Origin of the sequence: Stenotrophomonas sp. PS02298 (assembly GCF_029959445.1) — a bacterium.
Taxonomy (GTDB): domain Bacteria; phylum Pseudomonadota; class Gammaproteobacteria; order Xanthomonadales; family Xanthomonadaceae; genus Stenotrophomonas.
Map to the genome: position 1 here is coordinate 1 of NZ_JASCOR010000200.1, position 6,816 is coordinate 6,816.

3 protein-coding genes are annotated in these 6,816 nt (G+C 63.5%); 2 read left to right on the plus strand and 1 reads right to left on the minus strand.

The window, feature by feature from the left end; translation table 11 throughout:
* Positions 1-506: 506 nt before the first annotated feature.
* Positions 507-872: a 6-carboxytetrahydropterin synthase QueD gene (gene queD / locus QMX78_RS19235; RefSeq protein ID WP_282272587.1), complete on the minus strand. Its 366-nt coding sequence runs from the start codon at positions 870-872 to the stop codon at positions 507-509.
* 184 nt (positions 873-1,056) lie between these two features.
* On the opposite strand from queD, the gene QMX78_RS19240 reads away from it, so the two are divergent.
* Positions 1,057-3,687 (plus strand): TonB-dependent receptor, encoded by a 2,631-nt coding sequence (locus QMX78_RS19240; protein ID WP_282272589.1) that lies wholly within the window; start codon positions 1,057-1,059, stop codon positions 3,685-3,687.
* Between the two features lie 291 nt (positions 3,688-3,978).
* Positions 3,979-6,555: a M14 family zinc carboxypeptidase gene (locus QMX78_RS19245; protein WP_282272591.1), complete on the plus strand. Its 2,577-nt coding sequence runs from the start codon at positions 3,979-3,981 to the stop codon at positions 6,553-6,555.
* Positions 6,556-6,816: the final 261 nt, after the last annotated feature.

Here is a 6,816-nt window from a genome sequence, read left to right on the forward strand (position 1 = left end):
GTTCAGAACTAACCTCTGTAGAGCCGAGCCATGCTCGGCTGGAGCGTTCCCGGAAAAGCCCCTGCCGAGCATGGCTCGGCACTACGTTTCCGCCCCCTCCCTTTGCCGCTGGGCAAGGGGAGGGCTGGGGAGGGGTTGGCTTTGAGGCTTCAAGCACGGCCAGCGTCGCGGCTTACGCCGCTCCCACAAGGGCCGTTGCGTGGTCGGGAAGGCCTTGTAGAGCCGAGCCATGCTCGGCTGGAGCATTACCGGCAAGGCTTCTGCCGAGCATGGCTCGGCACTACCGCGCGCCCTTTTCCGCAGACGGGCGCCCTCTCCCTTTGCCGCAGGCAAGGGGAGGGCTGGGGAGGGGGTGGCTGTGAGGCTTCATGCACGGCCAGCTTCGCGGCTTACGCCGCTCCCACAAGGGCCGTTGCGTGGTCGGGAAGGCCTTGTAGAGCCGAGCCATGCTCGGCTGGAGCATTACCGGCAAGGCCTCTGCCGAGCATGGCTCGGCACTACCGCAGTCAGGCGGCTTTGTCGCCCTTGTAGCTGCAGCCGGAGGTGCAGGTTTCGTGCACGACTACTTCGCTGAGCAGCGGCAGTGCCGGCTTCAGCTTCTCCCAGATCCACATCGCCAGGCGTTCGCTGGTGGGGTTCTCCAGGCCGGGGATGTCGTTGAGGTAGTTGTGGTCGAGCTGGTCGTAGAGCGGCTGGAAGGCGGCCTTCAGATCGCTGAAGTCCATGATCCAGCCAGTCTCCGGGCCGGGTTCGCCGCTGACCCGCAGTTCCACGCGGAACGAGTGGCCGTGCAGGCGCGAGCACTTGTGGCCGACCGGGACGTTGGGCAGCCGGTGCGCGGCTTCGAGGGTGAAAACCTTGAAAATATCCATGGGCGTAATTGTAGGGTGCCGCCGTCGCTGCGCGTATGCGCCAGTGATGCCAGTCATATATTCATATCCATCCGGATGGAGCGATGTAACGGATGGTTATGTGCGAATGCAACAAAGTGATTGGCCGGACATTTGCCGTTCATGAGGTACTGGCGCCGTTGTCATTCACCTCTCCCCGGATTCCATGCCTACTCGTTCCTTGCTCGCCTTCGCGGTGGCCGCTGCCATCGCTGCTCCCTCCCTCGCCCTGGCCGAAGCCGCTGCCGACGGCAGCAAGACCCTCGATGCGGTCCGGGTCACCGGCTCCAACATCAAGCGCACCGATACCGAGACCGCCAACCCGGTGCAGGTGATCGAACGCCAGCAACTGGAGCAGACCGGCAAGGCCAGCGTGGCTGACCTGCTGCGTTCGATCTCCGCCAACACCGGCAACGCCAGCAACGAAACCAGCAACAGCGGTTGGGCCTCGGGCTCGGCCGGCATCGGCCTGCGCGGCTTGTCGCAGAAGAACACGCTGGTGCTGCTCAATGGTCGCCGTCTGGCCAATTACGGCTTCCCGTCCGGCGGTTTGTCGGACACCTTCGTCGACCTCAACGCGCTTCCCCTCGTAGCGGTGGAACGCATAGAAGTGCTGAAGGATGGCGCCTCGGCGGTATACGGTTCCGATGCGGTGGCCGGCGTGGTCAACATCATCACCCGGCAGAACTTTGAAGGTGCCGAGGTTGGCGTCAGCGGCGGCACCTCAGAAGCCGGTGGGCTGGATCAGCAGAACCTCAAGTTCGTCGGCGGCCTCGGCGACCTGGACCGCGATGGCTACAACATCCTGGTGTCGCTGGAAGGCTATAACCGCGACCGCCTGGACCAGGACCAGCGCGACCTGACCCGCTCGGGCATCTATACCGACAAGGCCGGTGGCCGCTGGAACGGTTGGTCGGCCAAGGGCGCGCGCTACCTGATAGACGGCAAGTCGGTGCCGATGCTCGACGCCGCCGGCAACTGCCCGGAAGGCACGGTACTCACCGCCAGCGCACCGATCGACGGTCTGGCCGGTGACACCTGCGCCTTCAACCAGGCGCCGTATACCACGCTGATTCCCTCGACCAAGCGCTGGCAGGCCTATGTCAACGGCACGCTGCGCATCAGTGATTCGGTGGAAGCTTTCGCTGATGTGATCTACAGCGACATCAAGGGTGTGTCGTGGTTCGGCTCCAGCCCGTTCTTCACCCTGGAAAGCGGCCGCTTCGCGCTCAACGCCGATACCGGCCTGGCCGAGCCGGTGCGTTCGACCCTGCCGGCAGGCAATCCGTACAACCCGTACGGCGTGGACGTGCCGATCGAATACACCTTCTTCAACCTCGGCGGCACCATCAAGACCAATCGTTCGCGTTCCTATCGCGGCGTGCTTGGCCTGCGCGGGCAGACCGAGAAGTGGGACTGGGAAGTCGGCGCATTCCAGGCGGCCAGCAAGCAGCGCGAGACCGTCTCCGGCGGCTTTGCCAATCGCTGGACGCTGTATGACGCACTGGCCAGCGGCAGCTACAACCTGCTCAATCCGTCAGCGACGGATCCGGCGGTGCTTGCAGCGATTGGCCTGAGCACGCTGCGCCCGGCCGAATCGGTGCTCAAGGGTGTCGATGCCAAGGTGTCCGGTACTTTGGGTGCAACCTGGGCGGGTGAGATTGGCTTCGCCGCCGGTGCCGAATGGCGTCAGGAGAAGCTCGATTCAAATAATCCGTGGCAGATCGATGCAGGCCTGCAGGTGCGCCCGGCGATCGCCGAAGTGCACGGCCAGCGCCAGGTCAGCGCTGCCTACGCGGAAGTAAGCGTGCCGCTGCACAGCACGTTGGAACTGCAGGCGGCAGCACGCGCCGATCGTTACAGTGATTTCGGCAATGCGTTCTCGCCCAAGCTCGGCCTGCGCTGGCAGCCGCTGGATTGGTTGCTGGTGCGTGCTGCGGCCTCGCGTGGTTTCCGTGCGCCATCGTTGTCGGAGAACTCGGCGTCGACCAGCATCGCCTATGGCTCGGTGGTCGATCCGCACGATCCGGACGTTGCCGGCTCGCGGCAGAACCCGACTTTCTTCACCGTCGGCAATACCAATCTGGATCCGGAACGCACGCGCAGTTTCAATGCCGGCTTCGTGCTCTCGCCGTGGCAGAACACCAACCTCAGCGTCGATTACTACCGCATCAAGCTGGACAACCTGATCGGCACCGGCAACACCACAACGCTGGTGGCAGAGAACGACCCGGCCAATGTGCTGCGTGATTCGCGCGGCAAGCTGCTGGCGGTCTACAACCGCTACCAGAACCTGAGTGAGCTGGAGACCTCGGGCATCGACATCGAGCTGCGCCAGCGCTGGCAGACGGCCGCTGCGGGTGACTTCGGCCTGTCCTCGGCGCTGACCTATGTCATCGACTACAAGCGACCGCAGGTCGTTGGCGGTCCGCTGGTGGATTACGCCGGCTCCAACCTCGGCCCATCGCTGCCGGATACCAAGGCCACCACCACGCTGGACTGGGCCTTGGGTGATTGGCGCACCGCGCTGACCTGGTACTACACCAGCAGCTATGACCAGCAAGGCAGTGCCGCGGCGAAGGCGGTGCAGAAGCAGGTGGCCAGTTACAGCCAGTTCGATCTGTACCTGGGCTACACCGGCATCGACAAGCTGACTGTGTACGCAAAGGTGCAGAACATCGGTGACCGCCAGCCGCCGTACGACGCCACCTTCCCGGGTGTGCGCGCGCCGTACGACTTCAGCCAGTACGACCTGCGCGGGCGCTATTACACGCTGGGCTTTGACTATCGCTTCTGATTGAAAGCCCCTCTCCCGCCGGGAGAGGGGTTGGGGTGAGGGCAGCTTTGCTGCGCTGGAACCTTGCCGGGGAGGCCCCTGCCGAGCGTGGCTCGGCACTACATGGCGCGGCAGCTCGTAGTGTTCTAGCCCCTCTCCCGCCTGCGGGAGAGGGGTTGGGGTGAGGGCAGCTTTTCGGCGCTGGAACCACGCCGGTAAGGCCCCTGCCGAGCATGGCTCGGCACTACATGCTTCGCTTTTTAATTCTGAACTTTGGCAACAACGTTCATGCAATAGGGGAGTGCTATACCCATGTCGTTCCGCTTTTCACGTCTGCTGCCAGCGCTGCTGTTGGCAACACTCATCAGCCTGTCGCCGGCCCATGCCCAGAACAGCTACTACTTCCCCACCGCGCAGCAGTTCGATGCGAAGGTGCCTTCACCGCAGCAGTTCCTCGGCTACGAAATCGGCAGTCATTACACCCGGCATGATCAGCTGGTGGCCTACTTCAACGAACTGGCGCGGGTCTCGGACAAGGTCAAGGTCGAAGTCATCGGTCAAAGTTACGAGCAGCGCCCGCTGCTGCTGGTGACCATCACTTCGGCACGCAACCACGCGCGCAGTGCCGAGATCGCCGCACAACGGCAGGCGCTGATCGATCCCGCACAGCCCTTGCCCGGCGCCGATGCACCGGCAGTGGCCTGGCTGGGTTACAGCGTGCACGGCAATGAAACCTCCAGCGGTGAGGCTGCGATGCTCACCGCTTACTACCTGGCCGCCAACCAGGATGCGGAAACCGCGCGCTGGCTGGACCAGGCTGTTGTGGTGATCGATCCGGCACAGAACCCGGATGGACGCGACCGTGCCGCCAACTGGCATAACGCCTGGGGTTCGCGTCCAGCGTCGGCGGATCCGGCCGACAAGGAGCACGTCGAGCCGTTCCCCAGTGGTCGCGTCAATCACTACTTCACCGATCTCAACCGCGATTGGCTGGCGTTGGCGCAGGCCGACAGCTGGCCGAAGGTCGCGCAGTTCCATCGCTGGTATCCGAATATCCAGATCGACTTCCATGAGATGGGCAAGGACAGCACGTATTACTTCGAGCCGTCACCAAAGAGCATGGAAAGCCCGCTGCTGCCCAAGTCTTCGTACGAGGCGAACAAGTGGCTGGCACGTTTCCATGCCAAGGCCCTGGATGATCTTGGCTCGCTGTATTACACCGGCGAGAACTTCGACAACTTCTCGCCGATCTATGGTTCGACCTATCCGGATTTCCACGGTGCGGTCGGTGTGACCGTGGAGCAGGCAAGTTCGCGCGGCCTGGTACAGGAGTCGGTGAATGGCCCGCTGCATTTCAACTTCACCGTCCGCAACCAGGTGGCTACCGGCCTGGCCAGCGTGCGTGGCGTGGTGGAAGACCGTGATCGCCTGTTCGCGCTGCAGAAGGAGTTTTTCCGCAGCGCCTTGAAGCAGGCGGCAGCCTATCCGGTGCACGATTGGGTGTTTGGTGATGCCGCTGATGCCACGCTGACCCGCAAGCTGCTGGCGGTGCTTTTGCAGCATCGCATCGAGGTGCATGCGCTGGCGCGTGATGTGGACGTGGACGGCAAACGCTTCCAGGCCGGTTCGGCCTATGTGGTGCCGGCGCGGCAGCCGCAGTTCCGCCTCGCCCATTCGATCTTCGAGTTCACGCCGCCGGTGAAGGGTGATGTGTTCTACAGCGGCACTTCGTATGCGGTGGCACCTGCCTACGGCCTTCGCTATGCGGGGAGTCGTGGTGCCTTGCCGAGCGGTGCGACGGTGGACGTGGTGCCTGCGGCGCAAGGTGGCATCAGCGGCGGTCGTGCTGGCTTCGCCTATGTGGCCGATGCACGTGACTTTGGCAGCTTCCGCCTGCTGGGGGGGCTCCTGCGCGACAACGTGCGTGTGCGCACCGCGCACCAGCCGTTCACTGCGGCTACCGCGAACGGCGATGTGGCGTTCGGTCATGGTGCGGTGGTGATTCCGGTTGCGGGCCAGAGCCTGGAGGCAGAAGCATTGCAGGCCAAGGTATTAGCTCGCGCACAGGAGGCTGGCGTTACGGTCTACGCCTTGGCCAGTGGTCGCGCTGCCAGCGGTATCGATCTGGGCAGCGACAATGTGCGGGTACTGCGCACGCCGAGCATTGCTCTGGTGATGGGCGAGGGCGTGTCCGCGACCGAGATTGGTTCAACCTGGTTCTCGCTGGATACTTCGTTGGGCTTGCCGTCGACCAAGCTTGATCCTGTGCAGCTGGCCAGCGTTGATCTGGCGCGCTACACCTCGATCGTGCTGTCCGGCGGTACCTATGCAAACGTCAGTGATGCCGGTGTGGCTGCGCTCAAGCGTTGGATTGCTGCCGGTGGTTCGCTGGTGGTGTATGGCAGCGGCGCGCGCTGGGCAATCGACAAGGGTCTTGCCGAAGCCAAGCTTCGCGAAGGCGACGAGAAGGATGAGGCTGAGCGGTTGGATTTCGGCACCGTGCGTGACGTGTTCGCGCTCGGCCGGGTCAGCGGCAACATCCTGAGCGCCGATATCGACCCGACCCATCCGCTGGGCTTTGGTGTGCAGCAGCGGCGCATCTGGGTCAACAAGGAAGGCGGGCTGGTATTCGAGCCGGTGAAGAATGTCTTCCTCAATGTGGTGAACATTGACCGCGCGCCGGTGGTGAATGGCTATCTGTCCGATGCCAATCGTGCGCGGGTCTCGGGTTCGAGCTATCTGCAGGTGGTGCCGACCGGGAGTGGCAACGTGGTGTTGTTTGCCGATGATCCGGCGCATCGCAAGTATTGGCATGGCACCGAGCGGTTGCTGCTCAATGCCTTGCTGCAGGCGAACCACCTGAGTACACCACGCCAGCGCGGGGAGTGACAACGCCCCTGAGACCTGAGCCCCTCTCCCGCATGCGGGAGAGGGGTTGGGGTGAGGGGGCGGTGCGCAGCACCGTACTGTTCTGCTTTGTCTCGGCCATGCAGCGGTTCTCGCAAAAGCGAAAAGCTGCCCTCATCCGCCCCTGCGGGGCACCTTCTCCCGTAAACGGGAGAAGTGATAAGCCGAAGCCGAAGCCGAAGCCGAAGCCAAAGCCAAAGCCAAAGCCGAAGCCGAAGCTAAAGCCAAAGCCAAAGCCGAAGC

What these genes read in the sequence shown, in the direction of transcription:
- QMX78_RS19240 (WP_282272589.1), top strand. Translation starts at nt 1,057, where the DNA reads ATGCCTACTCGTTCCTTGCTCGCCTTCGCGGTGGCCGCTGCCATCGCT.
- queD (WP_282272587.1), bottom strand. Translation starts at nt 872, where the DNA reads ATGGATATTTTCAAGGTTTTCACCCTCGAAGCCGCGCACCGGCTGCCC.
- QMX78_RS19245 (WP_282272591.1), top strand. Translation starts at nt 3,979, where the DNA reads ATGTCGTTCCGCTTTTCACGTCTGCTGCCAGCGCTGCTGTTGGCAACA.